Consider the following 1,110-nt stretch of genomic DNA (forward strand, 5'->3'; position numbering starts at 1 on the left):
GGTGGGCACTCTAGGATGACTGCCGGTGACAAACCGGAGGAAGGTGGGGATGACGTCAAATCATCATGCCCCTTATGACCTGGGCTACACACGTACTACAATGGCCGATACAACGGGAAGCGAAACCGCGAGGTGGAGCCAATCCTATCAAAGTCGGTCTCAGTTCGGATTGCAGGCTGCAACTCGCCTGCATGAAGTCGGAATTGCTAGTAATCGCGGATCAGCATGCCGCGGTGAATACGTTCCCGGGTCTTGTACACACCGCCCGTCACACCACGAGAGTTTACAACACCCGAAGCCGGTGGGGTAACCCGCAAGGGGGCTAGCCGTCGAAGGTGGGGTAGATGATTGGGGTGAAGTCGTAACAAGGTAGCCGTATCGGAAGGTGCGGCTGGATCACCTCCTTTCTAAGGAAATACCCGGACCCGATGAGGTTCGGATAAACGTGGCAGTTTATCGCTTACTCGTTGTCAGTTTTGAAAGATCAACCGTCTTTCAAAGTGAAGTCATCCGTTTGGTGGCGATGGCGGAGGGGAACCACGCGTTCCCATACCGAACACGACCGTTAAGCCCTCCAGCGCCAATGGTACTTAGACCGCAGGGTCTTGGGAGAGTAGGACGTCGCCAAGCAGGTGTTTAATACACCTTAATACACGAACGAAGAGAATTAAGGGCCTTTAGCTCAGCTGGTTAGAGCGCACCCCTGATAAGGGTGAGGTCGGTGGTTCGAGTCCACTAAGGCCCACCACTATAAATTCTCGGAATTCAAATTCTAATATGGGGCCATAGCTCAGCTGGGAGAGCGCCTGCCTTGCAAGCAGGAGGTCAGCGGTTCGATCCCGCTTGGCTCCACCAACAATTTTTATCAATTGCACCTTGAAAACTGGATAACGAAAGAAAAGAATTGCTGAAACATCCTTTAAGCTGTTTTTATTGTTAGCGAAAGGTGTTCGAGATTGCTGCGACTTTGGTTGCGCAAGCCGAATCACCTGAGCATATGGTTAAGCTAGTAAGAGCGCACGGAGGATGCCTAGGCACCAGGAGCCGAAGAAGGACGTGGCGAACAACGATACCGCCTCGGGGAGCCGTAAGCAGGCTTTGATCCGGGGA

Annotated in this window: 2 tRNA genes and 3 rRNA genes; all 5 read left to right on the forward strand. The window is 52.9% G+C overall.

Annotated elements, in window-relative coordinates:
- A 16S ribosomal RNA gene (locus AC0YNZ_RS31395) occupies positions 1 to 407 on the forward strand; the annotation flags it as partial.
- A 106-nt stretch (positions 408 to 513) separates the two neighbouring features.
- Positions 514 to 630: ribosomal RNA gene (gene rrf, locus AC0YNZ_RS31400) — 5S ribosomal RNA — on the forward strand.
- A 41-nt stretch (positions 631 to 671) separates the two neighbouring features.
- Positions 672 to 748: transfer RNA gene (locus AC0YNZ_RS31405), tRNA-Ile, on the forward strand.
- A 31-nt stretch (positions 749 to 779) separates the two neighbouring features.
- Positions 780 to 855 (forward strand) — tRNA-Ala (locus AC0YNZ_RS31410).
- Positions 856 to 999: 144 nt separating this feature from the next.
- Positions 1,000 to 1,110, forward strand: a 23S ribosomal RNA gene (locus tag AC0YNZ_RS31415); the annotation flags it as partial.

It is taken from the genome of Paenibacillus sp. J2L1-98 (genome assembly GCF_056269405.1).